This is a genomic window from Microbacterium sp. Y355, assembly GCF_059445345.1.
In genome coordinates this window covers 507638-532561 of record NZ_JCAIUD010000001.1, presented here as the reverse complement: position 1 = coordinate 532561, position 24924 = coordinate 507638, and the positions used below count along the sequence as shown (strand labels likewise).

The following is a 24924-nucleotide window of genomic DNA, read 5'->3' as shown; positions in this document are numbered from 1 at the left end:
CACAAATCGATAACGACGTCGTGAGGGGTGAGGCCTCATCGCACATCGCTCCGCGCGTACTAGGCTGAACAGCGTCCCTTCCCCCCTCACGCGGGCTGACCGCGCAAGGAGCACATTGTGTCTGCCACCGAACCTTCGACGCCGACTCCACCGGTACCCTCACCTCCACGCATCCCGATGCCACAGCGTCCGACTGCGCCCGCAGCCGCCGCTGCACCGGTCGCGCCCGTCGCCTCGGCCGATTCCGCAAACTTCGGTCGCGTCGCTGAAGACGGCACCGTCGAGGTGCAAGAGGGCGACGACTGGCGTGTCGTCGGCCAATATCCCGATGGCACCTCGGATGAGGCCCTGGCCTATTACGTCCGCAAGTTCGATGACCTCGCGTTCAAGGTGCACACGCTCGAGCAGCGCCACCAGAGCGGCGGAGCATCCGCCAACGAGCTGACCTCGCAGGCAAAGCACCTGGTCGATGAAGTGACGGGCGCCGCTGCAGTCGGAGACCTGGCTTCATTGCGTGCGCGCTTGGATGCGCTCACTACCGCACTGGCAGAGGCGAGCGAAGCAGAAGCCCAGCAGGCCAAAGAGCTCGTTGACGCGGCAATCGCTGAGCGCACCGTTCTGGTCGAGAGCATCGAGACGATCGCTGCACGTGACCTCTCCAAGGTGCAGTGGAAGCAGGTCACCGAAGAGGTCACCGTACTCTTCGACACCTGGCAGGCCCAGCAGCAGACCGGCCCGCGCCTTCCGAAGGGCATCTCGCAACAGCTCTGGAAGCGATTCCGCGACGCACGCTCTGTCATCGACAAGAGCCGTCGCACCTTCTACGCAGACCTTGATGAGACACACAAGTCGGCTCGCAACGAGAAGAGCCAGCTGATCGAGCGTGCAGAAGCGCTGGCATCCAAGGGTGTCGACGGCATCCCTGCCTACCGCAACCTTCTCGATGAGTGGAAGGCATCCGGCCGCGCCGGACGCAAGGCAGATGACGCACTGTGGGCACGCTTCAAGGCCGCCGGTGACGCTCTATACTCGGCTCGAGCCGAGCAGTCCGCCGCTGAGGAAGCCGAGTCGGCTCCGAAGATCGAGGCCAAGACGGCTCTTATCGAAGAGGCGAAGGCCGTTGCCGACGAATCCAACATCAAACAGGCTCGTGCCCTGTTGACGCGCATTCAGACCCAGTGGGATGAAATCGGACGTGTCTTCCCGCGTGACAAGGAACGCACACTCGATGACAAGCTCCGCGTTATCGAGCAGGCACTGAAGTCGCGCGAAGAGGTCGATTGGAAGCGCAACAACCCAGAGACTAAGGCGCGCGCCAACGACATGAGCCAGCAGCTTCTCGACGCGATCGAGAAGCTCGAAGCTGAGAAGGCCGCTGCGGAGAAGGCTGGCGACAAGCGGGCCGCGAAGGAAGCCGCAGACGCACTCGATGCACGCAAGGCATGGTTGAACGCCCTCGAGGGCTGAACGTTATCCACAGCCACCCCTGGGCCGAGGACAGCACGGGCACACTGAAGGTGTGCATCCGTTGCTGTTCTACCGCCCAGGGGCTTTGCTGTCGCAGCCAGAGCTGAGCGCGGCACGCCTCGATGGTCTCCTCTTCGAGGTCGGCGACGGCTACATGTATGCGGATGTCCCCGAGGATGCGGTGGCTCGAGTCGCCTCACTCCAGTCGGTGCTCTCCCCGGGGTACGCAGCAAGCGGACCGACCGCGGCGTGGATCCACGGTGTCGGTGACACGGCACCGCTTCGTCACCATATTCAAAGAGCGACCCCGCGGCGCCAGCGCGTCACGCCGCAGCGCAATGTGATCGTTCATGAGATCCAGCTCGCGCCAAGTGATGTGCAGACGATCGCAGGGAGGACGGTCACCACGCTCTCCCGCACGATGACTGATCTTGCCCTCCGTGCGGATCGTGACGGCGAACACGAGCGATGGATGCGCGCTCTCGCAACCGCAATGCCCGAACTGCTGCTGCCGGTGCGTAACGAGATCGCTTCACGAACGCGGATGCCGGGCAAAAGGTCAGCGGTTGCTGTTCTCGACCACTTGTTGCACGCCCAGTGTCAGGACGTCGTCACCCGGTAAACGTCATAGACGGCGTCGATCCGCCGTACGGCGTTGAGCACGCGATCCAGATGCACCGAGTCGCCCATCTCGAACACGAACCGGCTGATGGCAAGGCGATCATCGTTGGTGTTGACCGTGGCAGAGAGAATATTCACGTGGTGCTCGCTGAGCACTCGCGTGACATCAGAGAGGAGCGCGGAACGGTCGAGAGCCTCGACTTGGATCTGCACGCGGAAGACGCTCTTCGTCGTGGGCGCCCACTCGACGTCAACAAACCGCTCCTGCTCTGCGCTGAGAGCTTTCACATTGGTGCAGTCCGACCGGTGCACCGAGACACCGCTTCCTCGCGTCACGAATCCGACGATCGAGTCCCCCGGCACTGGCGTGCAGCACTTGGCGAGCTTGACGAGGATGTCATCAGCTCCACGCACCAGAATGCCGGAGTCACCAGAGCGGGGCTCGCGCGAGGGCGCCCTGCTAGGTATATCGATGGCTCCGGTGCTGGTGTCGTTCGCCGCGATGATCGCGGTGACCTTTTCCAGCACGGACTGGGTGGAGATGTGTCCTTCACCAACCGCTGCGTATAGCGCGGAGACATCTTCGTAGCGCAGCTGATGGGCTACCTCGGTGAAAGAATCCTGGTTCATCAGACGCTGCAGCGGCAGGTTCTGCCGACGCATCGCCCTGGCGATGGATTCTTTGCCCTGTTCGATCGCCTCTTCGCGACGCTCCTTCGTGAACCAGCCACGAATCTTATTGCGTGCACGGGTGCTCTTGACGAAACTGAGCCAGTCCTGGCTTGGCCCCGAGTCCGGGTTCTTCGACGTGAAGACCTCGATCACGTCACCGCTCTTGACCTCGGTCTCCAAGGGAACGAGGCGCCCGTTGACCTTCGCACCCATCGTGCGATGCCCGATCTCGGTGTGTACGGCGTAGGCGAAGTCGACCGGAGTCGCGCCAGCCGGAAGGCCGATGACACGCCCCTTGGGCGTGAAGACGTAAACTTCCTTGGCGCCGATCTCAAAGCGCAGCGAATCGAGGAACTCACTGGGGTCTGCGGTCTCGGCCTGCCAGTCGGAGATGTGCGCGAGCCACGTCATATCCGTGTCGCTGGGCAGGGACCCCGGCTTGCCCCCGTTCATCCGCTCCTTGTACATCCAGTGCGCGGCGACGCCGAACTCGGCCTGCTGGTGCATCTCGTGCGTGCGGATCTGAATCTCCACCGTGCGACCGTTCGGCCCGATGACCGTGGTGTGCAGCGACTGATACAGGTTGAACTTCGGGGTCGCGATGTAGTCCTTGAAACGCCCCGGCAGTGGCGTCCACCTGGCATGAATCGCGCCGAGTACGGCGTAGCAATCGCGCACCGAGTTCACCAGCACTCGAATGCCGAGGAGATCGTAGATGTCGTCGAACTCACGCCCTCGGATGACCATCTTCTGGTATACCGAATAAAGCTGCTTGGGTCGCCCTGCGACCTTGCCGCGGATGCGCAAGTCGTGCAGATCTTCGTTGATCGACTCGATGACCTGCTTCAGATACTTCTCACGCTGCGGGGTGCGCTGCGCGATCAGGCTGTTGATCTCGACGTAGATCTTGGGATGCAGCACAGCGAAGGAGAGGTCCTCCAGCTCAGACTTGATCGCCTGAATACCGAGGCGATTCGCCAGGGGCGCGTAAATCTCCAGGGTCTCCCTGGCCTTCTTCTCCGCCTTCTCAGGTGGAACGAAACCCCAGGTGCGCGCATTGTGCAGACGGTCAGCGAGCTTGATCAGCAGCACGCGAAGGTCCTTGGACATCGCGACGATCATCTTGCGGACGGTCTCTGCCTGAGCGCTTTCGCCGTACTTGACCTTGTCGAGCTTCGTGACCCCGTCGACGAGCATGGCGACCTCGTCGCCGAATGTCTCCGTCAGCTCGGACAGTGCATAGCCGGTGTCCTCGACGGTGTCGTGCAAAAGCGCCGCAGCGATCGCGCGGGGCCCGAGCCCCATTTCGGCAAGGATCTGCGCAACGGCGAGCGGGTGCGTGATGTACGGTTCGCCGCTCTGGCGCTTCTGACCCTCGTGCTTTTCCTTCGCAACGCTGTATGCGCGTTCGATGATGGCGAGATCACCCTTGGGGTGGTTCACCCGCACCGAGCGGATCAGATTGTCGAGGTCGTTGATCCGGGGCGCGCGAGAGAAGATGCGGGGTACGAGCCTTCTCAAGCTCGAGCCCTGCGACGACGTATTCGCCTCCGCCATCACTTCACCTCCGGGTCAGAACATTCTACGCGGGCCGGCTATGGCCGGCCCGCGTAGCGAACGAGATCAGGCGTCTGCGGTTGCGCGCGTGCGCAACTCGAGAACGCGCTTGTCTCGCTCGATGATGTTCGGCTCCTTCTCGCGGAACAGCGAGTACAACGGCGCAGCCACGAACAGTGTGGAGTAGGTCGCCACGATGATGCCGACGAAGATCGACAGCGAGATGTCTGTGAGGGTCTCGGCCCCCAACCAGAACGCGCCGATGAACAGGATCGCGCCGACCGGCAATGCCGCGACGATCGAGGTGTTGATCGAACGAATCAGGGTCTGGTTCACGGCAAGGTTCACTGACTCACCGAAGGTGCGGGAGGAGTTCTCGCCGTCTTCGACGGTGTTCTCTCTGATCTTGTCGAACACCACCGTGGTGTCGTACAGCGAGTACGAGAGAATCGTCAGGAAGCCAATCACCGCCGCAGGTGATATCTCGAAGCCGGCAAGCGCATACACGCCGACCGTGATCACGAGCACATCCAGCAGTCCGATGATCGCAGCGGCAGACATCTTCCAGGTGCGGAAGTAGATCGCGAGGATCAAGAACGTCAGCGCGAGGAAGATCGCGAGGCCCCACAGCGACTGGCGGGTGACATTCGCGCCCCAGGCCGGGCCGATGTACGACGATGTGACCTCTTGCGGGTCGACCTCGAACGCCTCGGCCAGAGCATTTCCGACCGCAAGCGTCTCGCTCTGGGTCATCTGGTCGGTCTGCACACGCACGTCGGTTTCACCGACGATCGCCACCTTGGTGGCGGCATCTGGAACGATCGATTGCACCGCGTCGGTGGCAGTCTGCTGATCAGTCGATGCCGGGGCGACGACCGTGAACTGCGAGCCACCGGTGAACTCGATCGAGAACTGCACCGGACGCAGGAACGGCACAAGCGCCGAACCTGCGACCAGGATGATCGCGATGATGAACCACAGGCGTCGCCTGCCAACGAACGGGAAAGAGGTCTTACCCGTGTACAGGTTGTTGCCGAACTCATTCATAGAGGCCATCAGCGCTCTCCCTCGCTTCCGGCGTCGGTCTTTTTACTGCCCACGAGGGCATCTGCGCGCTTACGCTCGGCAATCGTCTGGCGGCGTTCCGCTTCTGCACGTGATCGGCTGGTCTTCGCGGCACGGCCGCCCTTGCCAGGCTCGACCTGACGGTACTGCGTGCGGGTGTGATAAACCGCTCCGAGCGCATCGGGGTCAAGACCGGACAACTTGTGGCCATTACCGAAGAATTTCGTACGCGCCAGGATCTGCATCACCGGGTGTGTGAAGATCACGAAGATGAACACGTCGATGATCGTCGTGAGACCCAACGTGAAGGCGAACCCCTTCACTGTGGAGTCCGCAAGGATGTACAGCACGACTGCGGCCAGGATGTTGATCGACTTGGAGATGTAGATCGTGCGCTTGGCACGACCCCAACCGTCTTCCACCGCGTTCGTGATGGATTTACCGTCGCGCAGCTCATCTCGTATTCGTTCGAAATAGACGATGAACGAGTCGGCGACGAAACCGATCGACACGATCAGACCTGCGACACCGGCGAGCGAAAGGCGGAAGCCGAGTCGCCAGGCCAGGATGCAGACGATGATGTAGGTCAGTACGCCCATGACCGCGATGGATGCGATGATCACGGCGCCGAGTGCACGGTAGCTGAGCAGCGAGTACACGGCTACCAGCGCGAGGCCGATGAGTCCTGCGATCAGGCCGATCATCAGCTGCTGGGTGCCGAGTGTCGCCGAGATGCTCGCAGAGCTCTCGGTCGTGAAGCTCAGCGGCAGCGCGCCGTACTTGAGCTGGTCCGCGAGTGCCTCCGCTGACTCCTGTGTGAAAGAACCGGAGATGCTGGGCTTGCCGTTGAGGATAACGCCGTTCATCTGCGGTGCAGAGATCACTGAGCCATCCAGCACGAACGCGAACTGGTCACGCGGGCTGAGGCCTGCGAGCTTGTTCTGGTACAGGCGCTGGCTGATCTTGCCGAAGACCTCAGTGCCGTGGCTGTCGAGCGTCAGCTGTACCGTCCAGGCACCGTTGGTCTGGTCCCGACCACTGCTCGCGTCATCGATCGAGTCTCCGGTCAGCTCTGTCGGGCCAAGGATGTACTTGACCGAGTTGAGAGGGTCACAGGTGATCAGGGGCTCATCGGCTGGCGCGTTCGCCGCGTCGTTCTCGGGATTCGAGCAGTCATAGGCGAGGAACTCCGCCTGAAGTTTCTCCGTGACCCAGGCCAGATCGCTGCCGTCGGTCGGCTCCGGTGTCGGAATGGCATTGGCGGTCGGGTCCGGGGTCGGATACGGCGTCGAAGTACCATCTTCGCCGACGAAATCGGTGGCAGGGCTCCCGACGAAGATCACCGTACGGAACTCAAGCTGTGCGCTCGCCTCGATACGTGCGCGGGTCTCTTCATCAGCGATCCCAGGAATCTGGACGACGATGTTTCGTCCACCCTCGGTGGTGATGTCGGACTCGGCCACGCCTGCAGCGTCTACACGCTGGCGAATGATCGCGGCGGCCTGGGCAAGCTGTTCCTGCGTGGGGTCGGCGCCATCCTCCGTGACCGCGCTGAGCACGATTTGGGTGCCGCCCTGGAGGTCGAGCGCGAGTTCAGGCGACCATGAGCTCTTCCCGAGCCCCACGCCAACCGCATTGATGCCGAACAGCGCAGCCGTCACGATGACGAGGCTGAGAAGAACCTTCCAGGCATGACGAACTGGAGAAGAAGAAGCCACGTATGTTCAGCTTTCTACGATGCCGGGTGGGCAGAGGGGGTTACTTGCCGTCGGAGTCGCGATCCAGACGGGCGCGGGTCTCCTCGGGCGTCTCGACATTGAGGTCAGCCTCGACTGCGTCATCCGCATCCGCGATTTCGTCGACGGCGTCGATCTCCTCGATGGCGTCGTTCTCTTCGATGACGTCCTTCGGCTCCACGATGCGCAGAATCGCCTGGCTGTGCACTTCGATGATGGTGCCGGGTGCGATCTCGACGAGCGCAGGCGAATCGAGGTCTTCGGGGTCGTAGGCGACGATCGTGCCGTACAGGCCACCCTGCAGCAGCACCTTGACACCGGGGACGGTCTTGGTGGCCTTCTCCTCCTGCTCGGCCTTCTGAGCCTTCTGACGCTTACGCGTGTTGAAGAACATGAAGACGAGGAGAACAGCCAGTAGGCCGAAAAGGACGATTTCCATCAGGCAGTGCCTTTCAAAGTGCGCACGCCAACGATGGACGCGCAGAGGATTCGGGGGGAAGTCTTCAGTGATTATAGGTCATTGAGCAATGCGGCAGTCTCGGGATGCTGGAGCCCGAGGTGTTGATACGCCTCAGGCATCGCGACACGCCCGCGCGGCGTTCGTCCGAGGAACCCGATGCGCACGAGGAAAGGCTCGACCACGCTCTCGACCGTCTCCGCTTCCTCGCCGACTGCTACGGCCAGAGTGCTGAGTCCCACTGGCCCACCACGGAAGCGTCGGACCAACGTCTCCAGAACGGCGCGGTCGAGCCGGTCAAGGCCGATTGGATCGACGTCATAGAGCTCAAGAGCCGCGTTGACATCTGAAATCGTTGCAGAGCCATGCTCACCATGCACGAGAGCGTAATCACGCACACGTCGAAGAAGCCGGTTCGCGATACGCGGGGTTCCTCTGGACCGTCGAGCAATCTCATTCAGTGCATCGGGTGGCATGCCGACACCGAGAACATTCGAGGAACGTTCGATGACTTTCTCAAGATCACTGTCGTCATAGAACTCAAGATGGCCAGTGAACCCGAATCGGTCACGCAGCGGATTGGGCAGCAACCCGGAACGGGTGGTCGCGCCGACGAGAGTGAACGGTGCGAGATCGAGCGGGATGCTGGTGGCGCCCGCACCCTTGCCGACCATGATGTCGATGCGGAAGTCTTCCATCGCGAGATAGAGCATCTCTTCTGCCGAGCGGGCCATGCGGTGAATCTCATCGATGAAGAGCACTTCACCCGGAACGAGGCTCGACAGCAGCGCTGCCAGATCACCGGCGTGCTGGATTGCTGGCCCGCTGGAGAGTCGCAGCGGGCGCTCGCTCTCGTAGGCCACGATCATTGCAAGCGTCGTCTTGCCGAGGCCAGGGGGGCCGGCGAGCAGGATGTGATCCGGCGGGCGATTCTGGATGCGTGCCGCATCGAGCAGCAGCTGCAGCTGACCGCGCACCTTCGGCTGTCCGACGAACTCACCCAGACTGCCAGGGCGAAGTGCGCCTTCGATTGCGAGTTCTACCTCGTCAATCGGTTCCGAAGCGTCTTTACCGTCAGAGACGCGACCATCAGACACGCGAAGCTCCAGCCTTGGCGGGGCCGAGCGCCGCGAGTGCGTGCCGCAGCAGCGAGGAGACCGAATCACGATCGGCAGCGCTAGCTGCCTCCGCCGTCTCGCTGGCCGCTTCGAGGGCGACCTTCTCTGACCAGCCGAGACCGACCAATGCCGTCGCGAGCTGCGCGACGACGTCGCCTGCACCGGAAGGGCGGGCAGCAGTGCTGGCAACCGGCCGCTGCAACTTGCCGGCGAGCTGTACGACGATCAGCTTCGCTGTCTTCGGGCCGATGCCGGAAACACGACGGAAGGGAGCGTCATCATCGTCAGCAACGGCTGTGGCGATCTGATCGACAGTGAGGTGCCCGAGCACTCCCAGCGCGGATTTCGGGCCGACGCCGGTCACGCTCAGCAGCAGCGAGAAGACCTCGAGTTGCACGGATTCGGCGAAGCCAAACAGGGTGAGCGCGTCTTCGCGGACGATGAGACTGGTGTGCAGTCGCAACTGCTCGCCCGCTCGCGCGGTGTGTGCAACATCGCCAGGGACGAACACGAAGAAGCCGACGCCCCCGACTTCGATCACGACATGATCGGCGCCGACGGAGAGCACGGTCCCGTGCAGTGAGGAGATCATCCTCTCAGCCTACGAGCCCGATCGTATGTATGTTCGAGCGACACGCTCAGCATCGGCCCACGCGCGCTGTGCGGGCGTCAGCGTTTCCTTGGTACCCGGAGATGCACCGCCACGCCGCCACGCGTGACACAGCGCGATCGCCAACGCATCCGCGGCGTCGGCAGGCTGCGGGGGCGCATCAAGGCGCAGGATGCGTGCGATCATCGCCTGCACCTGCTTCTTGTCGGCCGAGCCGTAGCCGGTAACGGCAGCTTTCACCTCGCTGGGCGTGTGCGTCGCGGCCGGTAGGCCTGCTTCTGCGGCGATCAGCAACGCGACACCGCTTGCCTGAGCCGTGCCCATGACGGTATGGCTGTTGTGCTGTGCGAAGACACGCTCGACAGCCACGGCGTCCGGTTGGTGTTCTTCGAGGACTGCGCGGATGCCAGCGGCCACGGCCGCGAGGCGTTCGCCGATGGGAGCATCAGGAGGCGTCTGGATCACACCGACGTGCACGAGAGTTCCCCGCCTGGCGCGATCGACGTCGACGACACCGACACCGCACCGGGTGAGTCCGGGGTCGATGCCCAGCACACGCAAAGAGGAAGCCGCCACTCCCCCAGGCTAAGCGCCAGGAGAGTGACGGCGGAGGCGGCGCGCCTTACTCGTCTGACTCGTCGCTCTCAAGCTCAGCGTGCACCTCTGCTGTGAGGTCGAAGTTGCTGTAGATATTCTGAACGTCTTCGCTCTCCTCGAGGGCATCGATGAGGCGGAAGATCTTGCGTGCAGTATCGGCGTCGACCTCGACCTTCACATTCGGCACGAACTCGATATCGGCAGATTCGTACTCGATGCCTGCGTCGACCAGCGCGGAGCGAACCGCAACCAGGTCGGCGGGCTCGGTGGTGACTTCGAAGCCGTCGGCGTGAGGTTCGATCTCCTCGGCACCTGCCTCCAAAGCAGCCATCATGACATCATCCTCAGAGGTGCCATCGCCACTCACCACGATGATGCCCTTGCGCGTGAAGTTGTACGCCACGCTGCCGGGGTCGGCGAGGTTGCCACCGTTGCGGCTGAGAGTGGTGCGCACCTCGGCCGCGGCACGGTTCTTGTTGTCGGTTAGACACTCGATCATGAGTGCGACACCGTTCGGACCGTAGCCCTCGTACATGATTGAGGTGTACTCGACGGCCTGGCCACCGATGCCAGCGCCTCGCTTCACCGCGCGGTCGATGTTGTCCTTGGGGACCGACATCTTCTTGGCCTTGAGAACGGCATCGAACAGCGTCGGGTTGCCTTGCATGTCGGCGCCGCCCAGCTTCGCCGCCACTTCAATGTTCTTGATGAGCTTGGCCCACGACTTCGCGCGCCTGGAGTCGATGACGGCCTTCTTGTGCTTCGTCGTCGCCCACTTGGAATGCCCGGACATATATCTCCGCTCGTGTTTCCGCCCGGCTGCCATCGCAGGGCGTCATCCAGTCTAACTAACCGGGTCCCCGCTGCGTAGCCTGACAGGTCGCACGCGACGAGACCTGGCGCCAGGAGCCTGACGGGTGTAGTCCTGACTCATGGACGACAGCGGCATCGACGACACTGCCCGCGCACTCGAAGCGGCTCATCGCGCGGCATCAGCATTTCTCGGATCTGTCAACGAGCGACCAGTGTGGCCACGCGCGAACCTCGACGACATGCTCGCCGCCTTCGGCGGGCCGCTCGCAGCGGACGGCATCGATCCGGCCACGGTGATCGAGGAGATCGCCGAGCGTGCCGACCCCGGGCTCGTCGCGATCCCCGGCGGCCGCTTCTTCGGCTTTGTGATCGGGTCCACGCATCCCGCCGCCCTGGCCGCTGACTGGCTCGTGTCCGCGTGGGACCAGAACTCGGGCTCCTCCACGCTGACTCCCGCCACCGTCGCGATGGAACGCGTCGCCGGTCAGTGGATGCTCGAGCTGTTTGGCCTTCCCGCATCCGCCAGCGTCGGCTTCGTAACTGGCGGACAGATCGCGAACTTCACGTGTCTCGCCTCGGCCCGCCAGTCGGTGCTGGCACGCGAGGGATGGGATGTCTCCGAGAGTGGTCTCCGCGGTGCGCCTGCGCTGCGCTTCGTCGTCGGCGCTGACAGGCATGGCTCGATCGATCGTGCGGCGCGCTTTCTCGGGATCGGGCGGACAGAGCTGACGGTCGTCGATTCCGACGATCAGGGGCGGATGCGGGCCGAGGCTCTGGAGCAGGTGCTCGCTGCCGCGGACGGTCCGCTGATCGTCTGTCTCCAGGCGGGAGAGGTGCACACCGGTGCGTTCGACGACTTCCGCGAGCTGATCCCGATCGCGAAACGACACGGGGCCTGGGTGCATGTCGACGGTGCGTTCGGCCTCTGGGCTGCTGCGTCCGGAGCGCTGCGTCATCTCACAGCAGGGATGGAGCAGGCGGATTCCTGGGCGACGGATGCACACAAGACGCTGAATGTGCCCTACGACTGCGGCATGGCGATCGTTCGTGATCCGGCAGACTCGATCGCGGCATTCCGGACCGGCGGCGACTATCTCATCTACTCCGGTCTCGACCCGTGGGACGTCACGCCTGAGCTCTCCCGACGCGGGCGCGGCGTACCCGCGTGGGCAGCGATGCGGAGCTTGGGCACGTCGGGCATCGCTGCCCTGATCGACCGCCTGCATGACAACGCCGTCGCCATGGCCACCGGCCTCTCGTCGATCGACGAGATCGAGGTCGTCAACGACGTGGACTACACCCAGGTCATGTTCCGCACCGGATCAGATGCCGAGACGCGCTCCCTCGGCGAGGCGATCCTCGCGGATGGCACCGCAGCGATGACCGGTGCCGTGTGGCGAGGGCAAGCGGCGATTCGCTGCTCGATGTCGTCCTGGGTGACGAGCGACGAAGACGTCGAGCGCACGGTGGCGGCGGTCCGCCGACTGGTTTCGCGGTAGACGGTCGTGCGATGAACGCAGGCGCCGACCGGCTGCGCCCGGACTGGACGACGCTTCCGGTGCTCCTGCGCGCGCGCATCCTCGCCGCCATCGGCGGTGAATTCGTCGGCGATGCCCGCGCTCATGGCGGATTCAGCGCCGGCTACACCGGCGTCGTGACGACGACCTCCGGACGCGCCTTCGTGAAGGCGTGCGCCGCCGATTGGCACCCTGATTCGCTCCGTTTTCTCCGTGACGAGATCACGAGCATGGCGGTGCTGCCCTCCGCGATCTTGCCGCGGGTGCGCGCAGTCGTCGACGACGAGACAGGAGCCGCTCTGGTGCTCGAGGTGATTGAAGGCCGGCATCCAGGAAGTCCGTGGCGTTCGGATGATCTGCACGCGATAGCGAGAAGTCTGCGACACCTCGCAACGAGTGCCGCGCCCATCACGATGACACGCACCGAGCACCGCTCTGTGCCCGGATTCACACGTTGGCGAGAGATCTCTGAAGACGATCGAATTCTCGGCGGTCTCCCCGCACGGCTGCAGGAACGGATGCCGGAACTGCACAACCTCGAGCGCCGCTTCCCCGCCGCAGTCAGTGGCGACGCGATCGTGCACAACGACGTACGAGCAGACAACATCATGATCACGGATGGACGCGCACAGCTGCTGGACTGGCCGCATGCGCGGCGAGGGGCGGCATGGATCGACCTGCCTTTACTGCTGCCCAGCATCGAAGCGACCGCCGGCCCGTCGTGCGAGGACGCCTGGTCGATCTTCGAGGAGCACGGTGCCCCTGCATCGGAGGCGATGCTTCCCGTGATCTCCGGCTTCGCGTCATTCCTCTGGTTCAGTCAGGCGCAGCCCGAGATCCCGCAGCTGCCGGGATTGCGCGCTTTCCAACGCTCGCAAGCAGTACCGGCGCTGCGCTGGCTCGACAGGCTGCTCTGAAGCTGAGATCAGCGGCGCGCGCCGACCCGGTCGAGGAACCGTTCGTGGAAACGCTTCTCGCCCGTGATCTCGGGGTGGAAGCTGAGGCCGAGCAGGTTCCCCTGTTCGACGGCGACGACACGTCCATCCGGCAACGCGGCGAGGACCACTGCAGCCGATCCGACGGTTTCGACGACCGGACCGCGGATGAAGGCGGCCTTCACCGGTCGAGCACCGAGCACCGGAACATCGAGCTCCGCCTCGAATGATTCGACCTGCCGGCCGAAGGCGTTGCGGCGCACGACCACGTCGAGCCCGCCGAATGACTCCTGCCCGTCGATCGCGTCCACGACTGAGTCCGCGAGCATGATCAGCCCCGCGCACGTACCGAGGACGGGCATTCCTCCGGCGATCGCGTCGCGGACGGGCGCCTGCATCCCGAAGATCCTTGACAGCTTGTCGATGACACTGGACTCCCCACCGGGGATTACCAGCCCGTCAACGGCTGCGAGCTCGCCAGGGCGCCGGACGAGCGAGACGTCGGCACCAAGTTCCGCGAGCAGGGCGGCATGCTCGCGCACGTCGCCCTGCAGCGCGAGGACGCCGACCCGGGGCTTACCAGCCACGCTCTGCGAGGCGGTGCGGCGCGGGCAGGTCGCTGACGTTGATCCCGACCATCGCTTCGCCCAGGCCGCGGGACACCTCAGCGACGACCTTGGCATCGTCGTAGAAGGTCGTCGCCTTCACGATTGCCGCGGCACGCTCGGCAGGGTTTCCGGATTTGAAGATGCCAGAGCCGACGAAGACGCCGTCGGCACCGAGCTGCATCATCATCGCGGCGTCTGCGGGAGTCGCGACTCCGCCGGCGACGAAGAGGACCACAGGCAGCTTGCCCGTCTCCGCGATCTCGGCGACCAGTTCGTATGGTGCCTGCAACTCTTTGGCCGCGACGTAGAGTTCGTCCTTCGTCTTCGAACGCAGAACGTTGATCTCACTGGTGATCGTGCGGATGTGCTTCGTCGCCTCAGACACATCCCCCGTGCCCGCCTCACCCTTGGAGCGGATCATCGCTGCGCCCTCGTTGATGCGGCGCAGCGCCTCGCCGAGGTTGGTGGCACCGCAGACGAATGGGACGGTGTAGCCCCACTTGTCGATGTGGTTCACATAGTCGGCAGGTGAAAGTACTTCGGACTCGTCGATGTAGTCGACGCCGAGCTCCTGGAGAATCTGCGCCTCGACGAAGTGGCCGATGCGGGCTTTGGCCATCACCGGGATCGAGACCGTCGCGATGATGCTGTCGATCATGTCAGGGTCACTCATTCGCGAGACGCCACCCTGAGCGCGGATGTCTGCCGGCACCCGCTCCAGCGCCATGACTGCGACGGCACCGGCATCCTCAGCGATCTTGGCCTGCTCTGCCGTGACCACGTCCATGATGACGCCGCCCTTCAGCATCTCGGCGAGGCCGCGCTTGACGCGCGCCGATCCGGTGGAGGAATTCTGGTCTGCAGCCATGAGCTGGTCCTTTCGGGTATCCAAACATCAACATTGATCTATGCCAAAAGATAGCACCATGTTGGCAGCCCCTAGACTCGGATGTCGAGGGGTGACATGAACGACGAGATCACTGGCACGACGGCCGCCGATATTGCTATGAGCGTGCGTGAGTTACGCGAGCGCGGCGTCTTGCGCCCCGGTACCGTTCTGCCGCCTGTCCGCGAGCTCGCAACACGTCTCGGCGTCAACCGCAACACCACAGTCGCCGCCTACCGCCAACTCGCGCAGGCGGGTCTCGTGGTCAGCCGAGGGCGGGCAGGCACCATGCTCGTCGAACACGACACGGTCGCCCAGGAGGGCTATGCCGCCGACACTGTTCTGCGCGATGTCGGCACCGGAAACCCCGATCCACGCCTCATCCCCGACCCGACCCCTGTGCTGGCGAGCGTGACTGGTCGCCCCGTGCTCTATGGCGAGCCCGTCATCGATCCGGCGCTCGACGCTTGGGCACGCGCGTGGGTCTCCCCTGATCTGCAGTCGGCGGATTTCCGCATCACTATCACCAGCGGTGCGGTGGATGCGGTAGAACGACTGCTCGCGCAGGCGCTGACCCGCGACGACGCGGTAGCTCTTGAGGATCCGTGTTTCCTTGCCAGCATCCACACTGTGCGTCTCGGTGGCTATCGGGCGGTTCCCGTTCCCGTCGATGATGAGGGGATGACGGTCGAAGGTCTGCGCGCAGCGCTGGATGCAGGAGTCCGGGCAGTGATCTGTACGCCCCGGGCGCAGAACCCGACGGGTGCGAGCCTCTCCCCCGAACGGGCTGTCGCATTGCGCGCCGTCCTGGCGGAGCATCCGTACGTCTTGATCATCGAAGATGATCACTTCTCGATGCTGTCCGCACAGCCATACGAGAGCCTGATCGGCCCGGAGCACAAGAGATTTGCGCTGCTGCGTTCAGTGTCGAAGTTCCTCGGCCCTGACATGTGTCTTGCCGTTGCGGCCACCGACACCGAGACCGCCGAACGCCTCGCGATGCGATTGAGCCCAGGGACGACCTGGGTGAGCCATCTGCTGCAGCGCCTGGCGTTGGGCTTGCTGAGCGACAGCGAGGTTCGCGCCTCGATTCGCGCCGCGGGCGGGCACTACGCCGAACGCAATGCCGACTTCGCCGGGCGGCTCAGGGCGCACGGGATCAGCACCCACTACGCCGACGGCATGAATCTCTGGGTCGAACTCCCGATCCACGCGCAGACAGTGTCGGAGCGTCTCATGCGGCGCGGCTGGTTGGTGCGCACCGGCGACGGATTCTCGCTGTCGGATCGGGATACGCCATCGCACCACCTGAGGCTCACCGTGCACGATCTCTCGCCCGAGGATGCCGAGCAGCTGGTCACGGATATCGCGGCGGCGGTGCGGTGATGTGCACGAGCGCAGCCCGCAGCAGTGAGAAGATCGAGGGATGAAGATCCTCTCGATCCAGTCAGCTGTCGCCTACGGCCACGTGGGCAACTCCGCCGCTGTCTTTCCGCTCCAGCGCATCGGCGTCGATGTGATTCCCGTCAACACGGTGAACTTCTCCAACCACACCGGCTACGGGTCGTGGCGCGGGCCCCTGATCCCTCCCGCCGATGTGGCGGATGTCATCACCGGCATCGAAGAACGCGGCATGTTCGGCGAAGTGGATGCGATTCTCTCCGGCTATCAGGGCGGCGAGGGCATCGGTGATGTGATCATCGACGCCGTCGCGCGGGTCAAGGCGGCAAACCCGAAGGCACTGTATGCGTGCGATCCGGTGATGGGCAATGCGAAATCCGGATGCTTTGTCGCGCCGGCGATTCCTCTGCTGCTGCGCGAGCGCGTTGTGCCAGTAGCCGACATCATCACGCCGAACCAGTTCGAGCTCGGATTCCTCACCGGCACCGAACCCGACACCCTCGAATCAACGCTCGCCTCAGTTGATGTGGCACGCGCGATGGGGCCGTCAACGGTGCTCGTTACGAGCGTGGAGCGCCCCGACCGCGAAGCGGGCACGATCGAGATGCTCGCAGCTGACGATGACGGTGCGTGGATCGTACAGACTCCGTACCTGCCGATGAAAGCCAACGGCTCAGGCGACGTCACCGCAGCTCTGTTCACCGCACACTACGTCGAGACGGGCAGCGCGAAGATTGCGCTCGAGCGCACGGCATCGAGCGTATTCGATTTGCTGCAGCTGACGCTGGATTCTGGAGACCGTGAGCTGAAGCTCATCGAGGCGCAGGAATCATACGCGCACCCGAAGTTGCAGTTCACAGCCCGGCAGGTTCGCTAGGCCCGATCTAGCTGACGGCAGGCGCTGGCCAGGCATTCGCGACGGCCTCACGCACTTCTCCGAGCAGCTGCGGCAGCGCCTTCGTCTTGGCGATGATCGGGAAGAAGTTCGCATCCGACTGCCAGCGCGGCACAATGTGCTGGTGCAGATGCCCGTCGACGCCTGCTCCGGCAACTGCACCCTGGTTCATGCCCAAGTTGAAACCGTCGCAGTTCGAGACTTCTCGGAGCACACGCATCCCGATCTGAGTGAGCTCGCCGATCTCGGCGACCTCCTGCGGCGTCGCCTGGTCGTAGGTCGCGATGTGGCGATACGGGCAGACAAGCAGGTGGCCCGAGTTGTACGGGAACAGGTTCAGCAGCACGTACGCGGTCTCGCCGCGCGCGACGATGAGGCGTTCCGCATCTGGGTGCTTCGGCGCCTCACAGAACGGGCACTCCTCACGCAGCGGCTCGGGCCCCGCCTGGATGTACGCCATCCGGTGCGGAGTCCACAGTCGCTGGAAGTCGTCAGGGACACCGGCAAGATGCGCGGCATCCTCGACAGCATCCCCGTCGGTCACGCCAGATCCTCCGCAGTGTGCACGAGTGCGTGCGAATCGATCGCCGCTCGAATGCGAGCCACGGCATCCGCGATGGGAACGCCGTTCTGCTGGGTGCCATCACGGAAGCGGAACGAGACGGTACCGGCTTCTTGATCCTTCTCTCCAGCGATGAGGATCAACGGCACCTTCGAGGTGGTGTGGTTGCGGATCTTCTTCTGCATGCGATCGTCAGAGTGGTCGACCTCAGCGCGTACGTCGCCGGAACGCAGTTGCGCGATGACGCCGTTCAGGTAATCGCCATACTGTTCTGCGACGGGCACGCCGACCACCTGCATCGGGGCGAGCCACACGGGGAAGTCGCCGGCGTAGTGCTCGAGCAGGATCGCGAAGAACCGTTCGACTGAACCCAGCAGCGCGCGGTGAATCATGACGGGCCGGTGCCTCTGCCCGTCAGAGCCGGTGTACTCGAGCTCGAAGCGCTCAGGCTGGTTGAAGTCGAGCTGAATGGTCGACATCTGCCAGGTACGGCCAATGGCGTCGCGCGCCTGCACCGAGATCTTTGGGCCGTAGAAAGCAGCGCCACCCGGGTCGGAGACAAGCTCGAGTCCGGATGCCACAGCGACCTCACGCAGCGACTCAATGGCGCTGGTCCATTGCTCTGGATCGCCGAGGAACTTCGGATTGCCCTCTTCATTTGTGGACAGCTCGAGGTAGAAGTCGTTCAGACCGTAATCGCGCAGCAGATCGAGCACAAGATTGAGGTTCGTGGTGAGCTCTTCTTGTACCTGATCCTGGGCGACGTAGATGTGCGCGTCATCCTGGGTGAGACCACGCACTCGAGTGAGTCCGGACAGCGTGCCGCTCTTCTCGTAGCGGTACACGGTCCCGAACTCAGCGAGGCGCAACGGAAGCTCGCGGTAGGAGCGACCACGGGAGCGGTAAATGAGGTTGTGGAACGGGCAGTTCATGGGCTTCAGGTAGTAGTCCTGGCCCTGCTTCGTGATGTTGCCGTCCTCGTCGGTGACCTCGTCGAGGTGCATCGGCGGGAACATGCCGTCCGCGTAGGTCTGCAGGTGACCGGAAGTCTCGAACAGATCCTTCTTGGTGATGTGCGGGCTGTTGACGACGTCGTAGCCGTTGCGCAGCAGGTGGCGACGGAGGTTCTCTTCGATCTCGTAGCGGATGATGCCGCCCTTGGGATGGAAGACGGCAAGGCCAGAACCGATTTCGTCCGGGAAGGAGAAGAGGTCCATCTCGACACCGAGCTTGCGGTGATCGCGACGCTCGGCCTCTGCGATGCGGTCCTTGTACTCGCGCAGTTCGTCCTTGGTCGGCCAGGCCGTTCCATAGATGCGCTGCAACTGCGGGTTCTTCTCGCTGCCGCGCCAGTAGGCCGCGGCGATGCGGGTGAGATCCCAGCCGTTGCCGATCATGCGAGTGCTCGGCAGGTGCGGTCCTCGGCAGAGATCCTTCCAGATGACCTCGCCGTCCTTGCTGACGTTGTCGTAGATCGTCAGCTCGCCGGCGCCGACCTCGACGGATGCACCTTCGGCGGCTTCGCTGTTGCTGCCCTTGAGTCCGATCAGCTCCAGCTTGAACGGTTCATCGGCAAGCTCTGCCCGTGCCTCGTCATCGGTGACGACACGGCGGGTGAAGCGCTGCCCCTCGCGGATGATGCGCTGCATCTCCTTCGAGATCGCTTTGACGTCTTCCGGCGTGAATGGAGTGTCGACGCCGAAGTCGTAATAGAAGCCGTCAGTGATCGGCGGGCCGATACCGAGGTTCGCTTGTGGGTTGATCCGCTGCACCGCCTGGGCGAGCACGTGTGCCGTGGAGTGACGCAGAATCGCCAGTCCGTCTTCGCTGTCAATCGTGACCGGTTCGACGTCGTCGGTCTCAGTCACAGTGACTGCGAGATCCTTCAGCTCGCCATTGACGCGCATGGCGACAACGGATCGATCAGAGAACAGGGCGAAGCCGTCATTCGGCTGGGCATTTTCAGGCACAGATCACTCCATAAGGTCGTTCCCCAGATTACCCGCCTTGAATGGGCCCCGTTAACGAAAAGTGCTCCCGAAGGGTGGAAGCCCCCGGGAGCGGCGAACACGTTCGTCTAGAAGGGACGACGCGTGAACTCCTCAATCATCTCACATCTCGGCGCGACTCGGCGCCGTCAGATTCCTTTGATCCAGGTGACATCGGGTTAGCCTCGTTCCCATGGGACTGTTCAGAAACGACCCGCAACGGGTGCAATTGCAGATGCCAGAGGTTGAACTGAAGGCGTCCCGCGCGCCGTGGAGTCTTTGGGCTGACGGCTTTGGACGTCTCGGCATCCGCTCAGTTCAGATCATCGTTGTCGTCGCCGTCGCGGCCGCGATCATCTTCGCCATCCAACAGATCACCCTCGTCGCAATCCCCGTCATGATCGCGCTGATCCTCGCCTGCGCGTTCAACCCGGTAATGAATTGGCTGCGACGGCGCGGAGTTCCGTCGCTGCTGGCGACCATGATGACACTTCTCGGGATCGTCATAATCCTCAGCGCGCTCGGCTGGTTGATCGTGTGGGCCGTTCGCGATCAGTGGGATGATCTGTACTCCCAGGCGGAGGAAGGCGTCCAGCATCTGATCACTTGGGGCAAGACGTTGCCGTTCGACTTCCTCAAACCCGAGCAGATCGATGAGTGGATCAACACCCTCACCGACTTCGTCACAAGTGCACAGTTCGGATCCGGAGCGATCGCCGGCGTCGGCGCCGTCGCCAGCTTCGTCACCGGAGCGGTTCTCATGGTGACGATCCTGTTCTTCTTCCTCAAGGACGGACCGCAGATGTGGGAGTTCCTGCTGCGCCCGTTTCACGGTCAGAACTACCAGCGGGCACGCCGAATCGGCGACAAAACCGTGAGCACCCTTGGCTCCTATGTGCGCGGCACCGCGACGGTCGCGGCCGTCGACGCCATCGGCATCCTGATCGGTCTGCTCATCTTGCAGGTGCCGCTCGCGCTGCCGCTTGCCGTTCTGGTCTTCCTCCTTGCTTTCATCCCCATCGTCGGCGCCACCGTCGCAGGAATCCTCGCGGCACTGGTGGCATTGGTCGCCAACGGCTGGGTGAACGCGCTCGTCGTCGTCGGAGTCGTCGTGCTCGTCAACCAGCTCGAAGGCAACTTCCTGCAGCCCGTCTTGATGGGAAGATCCATGAAGTTGCATGCCTTCGTCATCCTGGTCGCCTTGACCGTCGGAACAGTGCTCGGAGGAATTGTGGGCGCAGTGCTCGCCGTTCCGATCACCGCCGCATTGTGGGGCGTCATCCAGGTCTGGGACGGCCCACACACGCCCGTACGCTGGGCGCGCGAAAAGCGTGCTGTCGCCGACTGATCACTGAATTCGCACGTGCCCTACGGTTGCAACCCGGCAATCGCTGGTTTGAAGCCGAGCCGGGGGTTTTCACAGCAGCCGGGACGACACACGTCGAACCAAGGCCCGATGTTGGTGGAGTTGGCGCGCTGCTGTGCAGGGCGCCCAGAGACTCTTTCCTGCACGAGATCAACGAGCGCCTGCACAAACGCAGGGTTCGTGCCAGGTGTGGGGGTGCGCGTAACCCACAGTCCGAGCCGGGCCGCCGTTTCGCGAGCCTCCGTGTCGAGATCCCACATGACCTCCATATGGTCGCTGACGAACCCCACGGGGACGATCAACACCGCGGTGCGTCCTTCGAGCGCTTCGAGTGCATCGTTGATGTCGGGCTCGAGCCAAGGCTGCGACGGCGGGCCGGATCGCGACTGGTAGACGAGCTGCCAGGAGATCCCCGGAGCAGCTTTGGCGATGACCTCCTCAGCGACAGCGAGGTGTTGCGCGGCGTAGCCTCCCCCATCGACGTCGGCGAAAAGGCCAGCGCCGGATCGAGCCGCATCGTCCGTCGGGATGCTGTGCGTGGAGAACAGCACTTCGATTCGCGAGAAGTCGTGACCCTCCCGCACCGCTTCAGCCACGCCTTCGCGCACCCCGTCGATGAAGGGCTGGATGAAGCCCGGGTGTGAGAAGAACTGCCGAACCTTGTCGATCTGGAGGGTCCGTTGCAGTCCGGTGGCCTCCAGGGCATCGGCCCAGTCCTCACGGTACTGACGACACGAGGAGTACGACGAGTACGCGCTTGTCGGAATCGCGATCATCGTCCTGACGCCGTCCCGTGCAGCTTGCGCGAGTGCCTCGTCGAGATAGGGAGCCCAGTTACGGTTGCCCCAGTAAACAGGGAGGTCAAGACCTGCCTGTGACAGCGCATCTTGGAGCGCCCGCTTGAGTTCGCGGTTTTGTTCGTTGATGGGGCTGACCCCGCCGAACTGCCGATAGTGGTGTGCGACTTCTTCGAGCCGCTCATCGGGGATACCTCGCCCGCGCGTGACGTTCCGCAAGAACGGTAGAACATCGTCTTGTCCTTCGGGGCCACCGAATCCGGAGAGGAGAACCGCGTCGTAGCTCATCGGCTGGGTGGCGTGTTCTGGACCGCTCCGCGTCGCCTCTGTGGCGCCTGGAACGAGAGAGCCGGCTTCCAGATGCACACGCGAAGCAGCGGGCGGTTTCGTGTCGCGACGGTCAGGTGTGTTGCTCATGGTGATGATTCCTCCAGATCACTGGCTTTTCTCAGACTGTGAGACTGCGCGGTAGTGGGGCGGGCATCGACTTTCTCCCAGTCTGCGATTGACCCGTCGATGACGATGAAACTCGGATGTGGGTCGGGGAACGCGATGCTCTGCCAGCGTTCCCATACGGAGGGGCTGCGTAGTCGCAGTTTGGTGAGAAGATGCGTCCACTCGTACGTGAGCTGCGCGTCGTTGACGGTCAGCCGTGCTTCAGCACCCACAGTTCGAATCTTTTCTCTGGCGAAGTGATACCCACGCGCGTCTGCCTCGTCGACGATGGCGCCGAGGTAGTCTCCGATCGCTGCTCGCGGATTATCCGTTTGTTGGAAGCGCCGCAATTGAGGATGGTGAGAGTAGCCTCGGCCCGGTTCAGTGATCACCGCTTGGGCGAGGAGCCCTTCGCGCCAGCACGCTGTAAGCGCTTGGCGGTCGAAGTACCGTGGATGCATCGACCACAGCCTCATGTTGCATCCACCATCGTCTGCTCGGCGTCCCGCAAGATGCTGGCGGCCATGCCATTGAAGATGATGCCGTGGAACGGTAGTAACACGGCCCAGTACAACCGGCCGGTGAGCCCCTTCGGGAAGTACACGGCGCGCTGGCGGTAACGACTTCCGTTCTCGGTCGGCTCCACTCCCAGCTCGAGCCAGCCGCGACCAGGCATCCGCATCTCGGCCCTCAGACGCAGCATGCGTCCTCGATCGATGGACTCAACCCGCCACACATCGATCACGTCACCGCTGTTCACCCGCGACGGATGTCGTCTGCCACGACGCATGCCGACTCCGCCGACGATCCGGTCGATCCAGCCGCGTGCCGCCCATGCCAGTGGGAAGGAATGCCATCCCTTCTCTCCGCCGATTGCTTCGATCACGTCCCATACGGCGTCTGTGGATGCGGTGCTCTCACGCTCGCGCAGGTCAGTGAAGACGGTGTGGCCCGCCCATTCCGGATCACTCGGCAATGGATCGCTCGGTGCCCCAGGGACGGTGGCGCTCTGCCAGCTCGTTTCGACTTGGCCCTCAGCTTCACGAGTGAGTGCCAGACGCACTGATGTCCGATATGGGAGGAGTCCTTCCTCAGGCAGCGGGATGTACTTGTCGATGTCGGTTTCCTCAACGACGCAGTCGTTCTGAAGGGATGCGATGATCGGCACAGCAATCTGGCGAGGAACAGGGCTGACCAGGCTCACCCACTGAGATGCAAGCCACGGCGTGAGCACGGGTAGCGATGCGATGTGTCGTTGAGGAAGCCCGGCTTCGACTGCATATCCATTCATCATCTGCCCATAGCGCAGGATGTCTGGGCCGCCGATATCGAAGGTTCGGTTGAGTTCTTCTTCGATCGAGACGGCCTGCACCAGGTAACGGAGCACGTCGCGGATGGCTATGGGCTGCACATGGTTGCGCACCCAGCGCGGCGCGGGCATGTACGGAAGAACCTCGGTGAGATGGCGAATCATCTCGAACGACGCCGAACCGGATCCGATCACGATGCCCGCCTGGAACACGACGGCGGGCACAGCGCATCCTAGAAAGACCTGGCCGACTGCTGCTCGCGACGCGAGGTGTTTCGACAGCGTGACGTTGTCGGGGTGCAGACCGCCAAGGTAAACGATTCTTCCGACCTCCGCCGCGGAAGCGGCATCAGCGAAGACCTGCGCGGCCTCTTTCTCGGCGGTCACGAAGTCACGCCCGGCACTCATCGAGTGCACGAGATAGAACGCAACGTCCACGCCGTTCATTGCTCGACGGGTCGCGACTGGATCCGAAAGGTCGCCTTTGAATACACTTACCCGTTCCCGCCACGGGACATCTCGCAGCTTCCACGGGGCACGAACGTACACGCTCACCTCATGGCCGGCGTCAAGTAGCTGGGGAACCAGACGTCCACCGATATACCCGGTCGCGCCAGTGACAAGCACATGGGTCATGAAAAAAGTCCTTCCATCGCGCAGACGATGAGTAGCAAGGTGATTGCGAATCCCACTGCATAGTTGATGCCGAGAAAGCGGCGCCAGGCGCGGTTCGCCGTTCCCGATTGCGCATCATCTATGCGCAGATATGGTGCGGCGCTGACGATGTACGGTAGCGCGGCCAGCGCGGCCAGGTTCGCTGGCCATGGCGTGAAGAGCATGAGGATTCCGGCGGCAGTCCACAGCACCACCGCGATTCTGACGGTCGTCATGGCGCCGAGGGCGGTGGCGATGGAGCCGATGCCTGCCTCGCGGTCAGGCACGATGTCCTGCACAGCGCCGAACGCATGACTTGCCATGCCCCAACAGAAGAACGCGACCATGGTCACGACAATCGCGGGGGTGATGGTCGTCCCCGCGAGCGCGAGCGCGTAAAGCGCCGGGGTGACGAAGTGGGTACTCGAGGTGATCGAATCGAGCACCGGGATTTCCTTGAATCGCAGTCCGGGCACCGAGTACGCGAGGACAGCGAAGAGGCTTACGGCCAAGATGAGCCAGGAGATCGGTCGATCAGAACCGAGGACCACGAGGGTGATAACAAATGGCAAAACGAGCACCGAGGAAGCGACGAGAGTCGCCCGGTGTAGTCGGGGTGGCAGCTTCGCGCCCTCAGCGCCGCCTTTTCGGGGATTCGCCAGGTCTGACTCGTAGTCGAACACGTCGTTCACGCCGTACATCGCCAAGTTGTACGGCACGAGGAAGAAGATGGTGCCGACCACCAACGACACGTCGATCCTCCCGGTCGTCAGAAAGTAGACGGCGGCGAATGGGTACGCCGTGTTGATCCAGCTCAGCGGCCGTGAGGCGGTGAGTAACGTGCGAATCATGGATGAG

General features: G+C 63.3%; 23 protein-coding genes. 7 read left to right on the top strand and 16 right to left on the bottom strand.

Annotated features, from left to right (window positions below):
• The first annotated feature begins 117 nt into the window (after positions 1–117).
• Both AC1C2O_RS02685 and AC1C2O_RS02680 read left to right on the top strand, forming a co-directional pair.
• The gene (locus AC1C2O_RS02685; RefSeq protein ID WP_495428891.1) at positions 118–1467 is read left to right on the top strand and encodes a DUF349 domain-containing protein; all 1350 of its coding nucleotides are present in this window, start codon (positions 118–120) and stop codon (positions 1465–1467) included.
• Between the two features lie 52 nt (positions 1468–1519).
• A complete protein-coding gene (locus AC1C2O_RS02680; protein ID WP_495428890.1) occupies positions 1520–2089 on the top strand; it encodes a type IV toxin-antitoxin system AbiEi family antitoxin in 570 nt (189 codons plus the stop codon).
• On the opposite strand, the gene AC1C2O_RS02675 is transcribed toward AC1C2O_RS02680, so the two are convergent.
• The 8 genes from AC1C2O_RS02675 to AC1C2O_RS02640 form a co-directional block, all read right to left on the bottom strand.
• Positions 2068–4317, bottom strand: coding sequence for a RelA/SpoT family protein (locus tag AC1C2O_RS02675; protein ID WP_495428889.1), 2250 nt, complete (start codon positions 4315–4317; stop codon positions 2068–2070). The genes AC1C2O_RS02680 and AC1C2O_RS02675 overlap by 22 nt on opposite strands.
• Positions 4318–4383: 66 nt before the next feature.
• The gene (secF, locus tag AC1C2O_RS02670; protein ID WP_495428888.1) at positions 4384–5373 is read right to left on the bottom strand and encodes a protein translocase subunit SecF; all 990 of its coding nucleotides are present in this window, start codon (positions 5371–5373) and stop codon (positions 4384–4386) included.
• Positions 5373–7100 carry a protein translocase subunit SecD gene (gene secD / locus AC1C2O_RS02665; RefSeq protein ID WP_495428887.1) on the bottom strand — a complete coding sequence of 576 codons (1728 nt, stop codon included), beginning with the start codon at positions 7098–7100 and terminating at the stop codon, positions 5373–5375. The genes secF and secD overlap by 1 nt, the downstream gene beginning before the upstream one ends.
• A 40-nt stretch (positions 7101–7140) precedes the next feature.
• Positions 7141–7557, bottom strand: a complete 417-nt coding sequence (locus tag AC1C2O_RS02660; RefSeq protein ID WP_495428886.1) for a preprotein translocase subunit YajC — start codon at positions 7555–7557, stop codon at positions 7141–7143.
• A 71-nt stretch (positions 7558–7628) separates the two neighbouring features.
• On the bottom strand, positions 7629–8672 hold the full coding sequence (gene ruvB / locus AC1C2O_RS02655) for a Holliday junction branch migration DNA helicase RuvB (protein WP_495428885.1): 1044 nt from the start codon (positions 8670–8672) through the stop codon (positions 7629–7631).
• Positions 8665–9285 carry a Holliday junction branch migration protein RuvA gene (gene ruvA / locus AC1C2O_RS02650; RefSeq protein ID WP_495428884.1) on the bottom strand — a complete coding sequence of 207 codons (621 nt, stop codon included), beginning with the start codon at positions 9283–9285 and terminating at the stop codon, positions 8665–8667. Before ruvA ends, ruvB begins: the two co-directional genes overlap by 8 nt.
• Positions 9286–9294: 9 nt before the next feature.
• Positions 9295–9879, bottom strand: coding sequence for a crossover junction endodeoxyribonuclease RuvC (gene ruvC, locus AC1C2O_RS02645; RefSeq protein WP_495428882.1), 585 nt, complete (start codon positions 9877–9879; stop codon positions 9295–9297).
• A gap of 46 nt (positions 9880–9925) precedes the next feature.
• Positions 9926–10693 (bottom strand): YebC/PmpR family DNA-binding transcriptional regulator, encoded by a 768-nt coding sequence (locus AC1C2O_RS02640; RefSeq protein WP_495428881.1) that lies wholly within the window; start codon positions 10691–10693, stop codon positions 9926–9928.
• 139 nt (positions 10694–10832) lie between these two features.
• On the opposite strand from AC1C2O_RS02640, the gene AC1C2O_RS02635 reads away from it, so the two are divergent.
• Both AC1C2O_RS02635 and AC1C2O_RS02630 read left to right on the top strand, forming a co-directional pair.
• Entirely contained in the window at positions 10833–12212 is a 1380-nt protein-coding gene (locus AC1C2O_RS02635) for a pyridoxal phosphate-dependent decarboxylase family protein (RefSeq protein ID WP_495428880.1), read from the top strand.
• A gap of 11 nt (positions 12213–12223) precedes the next feature.
• Positions 12224–13147, top strand: coding sequence for an aminoglycoside phosphotransferase family protein (locus tag AC1C2O_RS02630; protein ID WP_495428879.1), 924 nt, complete (start codon positions 12224–12226; stop codon positions 13145–13147).
• A gap of 8 nt (positions 13148–13155) precedes the next feature.
• Here the strand turns inward: AC1C2O_RS02630 and pdxT are convergent, their stop codons facing one another.
• A complete protein-coding gene (gene pdxT, locus AC1C2O_RS02625; RefSeq protein ID WP_495428878.1) occupies positions 13156–13752 on the bottom strand; it encodes a pyridoxal 5'-phosphate synthase glutaminase subunit PdxT in 597 nt (198 codons plus the stop codon).
• The gene (pdxS, locus tag AC1C2O_RS02620; protein ID WP_495428877.1) at positions 13742–14641 is read right to left on the bottom strand and encodes a pyridoxal 5'-phosphate synthase lyase subunit PdxS; all 900 of its coding nucleotides are present in this window, start codon (positions 14639–14641) and stop codon (positions 13742–13744) included. The genes pdxT and pdxS overlap by 11 nt, the downstream gene beginning before the upstream one ends.
• 96 nt (positions 14642–14737) lie before the next feature.
• On the opposite strand from pdxS, the gene AC1C2O_RS02615 reads away from it, so the two are divergent.
• A complete protein-coding gene (locus AC1C2O_RS02615) occupies positions 14738–16045 on the top strand; it encodes an aminotransferase class I/II-fold pyridoxal phosphate-dependent enzyme (protein ID WP_495428876.1) in 1308 nt (435 codons plus the stop codon).
• Between the two features lie 40 nt (positions 16046–16085).
• Entirely contained in the window at positions 16086–16937 is an 852-nt protein-coding gene (gene pdxY, locus AC1C2O_RS02610) for a pyridoxal kinase PdxY (protein ID WP_495428875.1), read from the top strand.
• Positions 16938–16944: 7 nt separating this feature from the next.
• On the opposite strand, the gene AC1C2O_RS02605 is transcribed toward pdxY, so the two are convergent.
• A complete protein-coding gene (locus AC1C2O_RS02605) occupies positions 16945–17499 on the bottom strand; it encodes an HIT family protein (RefSeq protein ID WP_495428873.1) in 555 nt (184 codons plus the stop codon).
• Positions 17496–19424, bottom strand: a complete 1929-nt coding sequence (thrS, locus tag AC1C2O_RS02600; RefSeq protein ID WP_495431654.1) for a threonine--tRNA ligase — start codon at positions 19422–19424, stop codon at positions 17496–17498. Before thrS ends, AC1C2O_RS02605 begins: the two co-directional genes overlap by 4 nt.
• 274 nt (positions 19425–19698) lie before the next feature.
• On the opposite strand from thrS, the gene AC1C2O_RS02595 reads away from it, so the two are divergent.
• On the top strand, positions 19699–20853 hold the full coding sequence (locus AC1C2O_RS02595; protein WP_495428872.1) for an AI-2E family transporter: 1155 nt from the start codon (positions 19699–19701) through the stop codon (positions 20851–20853).
• Between the two features lie 20 nt (positions 20854–20873).
• Here the strand turns inward: AC1C2O_RS02595 and AC1C2O_RS02590 are convergent, their stop codons facing one another.
• Genes AC1C2O_RS02590 through AC1C2O_RS02575 form a run of 4 tightly spaced genes read right to left on the bottom strand, consistent with a single transcriptional unit; the run spans position 20874 to position 24917 of the window.
• Positions 20874–22085 (bottom strand): ferrochelatase, encoded by a 1212-nt coding sequence (locus AC1C2O_RS02590; protein ID WP_495428870.1) that lies wholly within the window; start codon positions 22083–22085, stop codon positions 20874–20876.
• Positions 22082–22579 (bottom strand): pyrimidine dimer DNA glycosylase/endonuclease V, encoded by a 498-nt coding sequence (locus AC1C2O_RS02585; protein ID WP_495428868.1) that lies wholly within the window; start codon positions 22577–22579, stop codon positions 22082–22084. Before AC1C2O_RS02585 ends, AC1C2O_RS02590 begins: the two co-directional genes overlap by 4 nt.
• Positions 22576–24048: an SDR family oxidoreductase gene (locus AC1C2O_RS02580; RefSeq protein WP_495428867.1), complete on the bottom strand. Its 1473-nt coding sequence runs from the start codon at positions 24046–24048 to the stop codon at positions 22576–22578. The genes AC1C2O_RS02585 and AC1C2O_RS02580 overlap by 4 nt, the downstream gene beginning before the upstream one ends.
• On the bottom strand, positions 24045–24917 hold the full coding sequence (locus tag AC1C2O_RS02575; RefSeq protein WP_495428866.1) for a prenyltransferase: 873 nt from the start codon (positions 24915–24917) through the stop codon (positions 24045–24047). Before AC1C2O_RS02575 ends, AC1C2O_RS02580 begins: the two co-directional genes overlap by 4 nt.
• Positions 24918–24924: the final 7 nt, after the last annotated feature.

Coding starts and splice junctions, on each gene's coding strand:
- ruvA (WP_495428884.1), bottom strand. CDS start 9,285: ATGATCTCCTCACTGCACGGGACCGTGCTCTCCGTCGGCGCCGATCAT.
- AC1C2O_RS02595 (WP_495428872.1), top strand. CDS start 19,699: ATGGGACTGTTCAGAAACGACCCGCAACGGGTGCAATTGCAGATGCCA.
- AC1C2O_RS02660 (WP_495428886.1), bottom strand. CDS start 7,557: ATGGAAATCGTCCTTTTCGGCCTACTGGCTGTTCTCCTCGTCTTCATG.
- AC1C2O_RS02635 (WP_495428880.1), top strand. CDS start 10,833: ATGGACGACAGCGGCATCGACGACACTGCCCGCGCACTCGAAGCGGCT.
- AC1C2O_RS02585 (WP_495428868.1), bottom strand. CDS start 22,579: ATGAGGCTGTGGTCGATGCATCCACGGTACTTCGACCGCCAAGCGCTT.
- AC1C2O_RS02615 (WP_495428876.1), top strand. CDS start 14,738: ATGAACGACGAGATCACTGGCACGACGGCCGCCGATATTGCTATGAGC.
- AC1C2O_RS02590 (WP_495428870.1), bottom strand. CDS start 22,085: ATGAGCAACACACCTGACCGTCGCGACACGAAACCGCCCGCTGCTTCG.
- thrS (WP_495431654.1), bottom strand. CDS start 19,424: ATGCGCGTCAATGGCGAGCTGAAGGATCTCGCAGTCACTGTGACTGAG.
- AC1C2O_RS02575 (WP_495428866.1), bottom strand. CDS start 24,917: ATGATTCGCACGTTACTCACCGCCTCACGGCCGCTGAGCTGGATCAAC.
- AC1C2O_RS02640 (WP_495428881.1), bottom strand. CDS start 10,693: ATGTCCGGGCATTCCAAGTGGGCGACGACGAAGCACAAGAAGGCCGTC.
- AC1C2O_RS02675 (WP_495428889.1), bottom strand. CDS start 4,317: ATGGCGGAGGCGAATACGTCGTCGCAGGGCTCGAGCTTGAGAAGGCTC.
- pdxS (WP_495428877.1), bottom strand. CDS start 14,641: ATGGCTGCAGACCAGAATTCCTCCACCGGATCGGCGCGCGTCAAGCGC.
- AC1C2O_RS02580 (WP_495428867.1), bottom strand. CDS start 24,048: ATGACCCATGTGCTTGTCACTGGCGCGACCGGGTATATCGGTGGACGT.
- secF (WP_495428888.1), bottom strand. CDS start 5,373: ATGGCCTCTATGAATGAGTTCGGCAACAACCTGTACACGGGTAAGACC.
- pdxY (WP_495428875.1), top strand. CDS start 16,086: ATGAAGATCCTCTCGATCCAGTCAGCTGTCGCCTACGGCCACGTGGGC.
- AC1C2O_RS02630 (WP_495428879.1), top strand. CDS start 12,224: ATGAACGCAGGCGCCGACCGGCTGCGCCCGGACTGGACGACGCTTCCG.